We start from the raw sequence: 1,989 nt of genomic DNA, 5'->3' as shown, positions 1-1,989 counted from the left end.
CTTTTTTACTAAGTAATAAATAAAAAACTTCTGTTTTCCCTTATACCTAAATTTTACAAAAGTAATAAAAAAACCACCGGACTTTCGATAAATCAGGTGGTTTTTCGCTTGTTTTTAAGAAAAAAATCTACAATTTTAAAATTCTTTCTTATTTGTGAAAATTTTATAAAACTTTGTTAATCCTTAAAGTTAAAGAATTAAAACTTCAAACCTCACTCATAGCTATATTGTTATTTATTTTACTACTCCTGAATTCCCAAAGCAAAAATTTGATTCAAAAATTTAGCTGTGGCTAATTTATAACAATTTCCGATCTCATGACAATTAGGATGAGGTACAAAGTTCTCTTTAATAAAGGGCAAAGTATTTTCCATATAAAAACCATACTTAGCTCCGGTTAACATTGCATAATCATTCATACTATCACCAAAAGCTATCAGATTTTCACTTGCGGTTAATCCTTTACTTTGTAAATAAGCTTCAATTGCGGTAAGCTTATTAACTCCTTTAGCCGTAAAATCAAGAGACATATTCCCTGAAAATACCGCTTCGACTTTATCGCCTATTTTAGCTTCTAAATCTTTTTTAATTAGTTCTAAGCGATCTCTATCTCCTGTAGGATCAACGATAAATACTTTGACTACGGGTTCATTGACACAAGCTGTAGCTTCTTTAAACTCAAAAGCAGATCCTGAACTCGTTAATTTACGAGCATAGGCTTCATTATGTTGATTTACATACCAATGATCTGCGGTATAAAAACTTACATATAAATCAGCGTCATAAGGATAATTACAGATTTGAACTAAGGCTTGAGGATCTAAAGGACGTTGGTAACCTAAAGTTTCAGGTTTTGCAATTACAGAACCATTATAAGTTACAAGAGTAAAAGGAATAGTTAATTTTTTTAGCATGGAAACATCATTTTTTCCTCTTCCCGTAGCGACAATTAACTCAACGCCAGCTTGAGGCAGAGCATTATAAACCTTGGCAGTGTAATCTTCAAGTTCATGAGCATGATTAATCGAAGTACCATCAAGATCAACGGCAACAACTTTAATTTGACTTAAATCTAAATGCTTGTGTTCCATACTAAAAATCCTTTTTCTTATCATTAAGCTTGTTCTTGTTGAGCATATAATTTTTGTCTAGATTTTATTCCTAGCTTTTTATAACTTTGATTTCGCTTGCGAATAAAATCATAGATAAAAATCTTATGCTTGTCTAACAAAGGGATTACTCGAACGCTCATGTTCTAATGAAGTTTCAGGACCATGTCCAGAAAGAACTAAATAATCTCCTGATAAGGAATAAAGTTTTTCCTTAATACTTTGTTCTAATACCGCAAAACTTCCTCCTTCAAGATCAGTTCTGCCTATGCCTCCATTAAAAAGTACATCTCCAACAATTAATACTTTATTCTCTTGATCAACTAAAGTTGCATGTCCTGGAGAATGTCCTGGAGTAAAGAGAACTTTAAAATCTTGTCCCGCAAGAGTTAAGGTTTCGTTTTCCGTAAAAAATCTATCTCCTTTACTTGTTTCAGGAACAAAGTCTTCAACTTGATCGAGCAATCCAAACTGACGGCAACGTGAAACTACTTTAGAAAAGAAGATCTCATCTTGAACAAATGGACCTAATACTGGTACTTCACCAAGTAGTTTACGTAACGGAGTAATCCCTCCAATGTGATCAAAATGAGCATGGGTAATAACTATAGCTTCAACCTTAAGCTCATGATCTTGAATAAATTTATAGAGATCTTGTGCCTGAGCACCTGGATCAACCACAAAAGCTTGCTTAGTTTGTGGATTTACAAAGATACGACAATTTTGTTGAATCGTTCCTACAGGTAAAGTATAAATGTCTAATTTTGGCATAATTATTTCTAATTTAAAATAAAGTTATAAGATTTCTCTTCCTTTTTATTATACCTTTAGTTTACGATTAAATAAAAAACTAAAGCTTTTTTCGTTATAATATATAACG

Annotated in this window: 2 protein-coding genes; both read right to left on the bottom strand. The window is 32.0% G+C overall.

Annotated elements, in window-relative coordinates:
• Positions 1–242: 242 nt before the first annotated feature.
• Positions 243–1,091: a Cof-type HAD-IIB family hydrolase gene (locus CKF59_RS06710; RefSeq protein ID WP_222985664.1), complete on the bottom strand. Its 849-nt coding sequence runs from the start codon at positions 1,089–1,091 to the stop codon at positions 243–245.
• Positions 1,092–1,214: 123 nt separating this feature from the next.
• Positions 1,215–1,880: an MBL fold metallo-hydrolase gene (locus CKF59_RS06705; RefSeq protein WP_119535170.1), complete on the bottom strand. Its 666-nt coding sequence runs from the start codon at positions 1,878–1,880 to the stop codon at positions 1,215–1,217.
• Positions 1,881–1,989: the final 109 nt, after the last annotated feature.

The sequence above is a fragment of the Psittacicella gerlachiana genome, assembly GCF_003585965.1.
Lineage (GTDB): Bacteria > Pseudomonadota > Gammaproteobacteria > Enterobacterales > Psittacicellaceae > Psittacicella > Psittacicella gerlachiana.
Note: the sequence above shows the minus strand (reverse complement) of the source record. Positions and strands in the feature narration are given on the sequence as shown.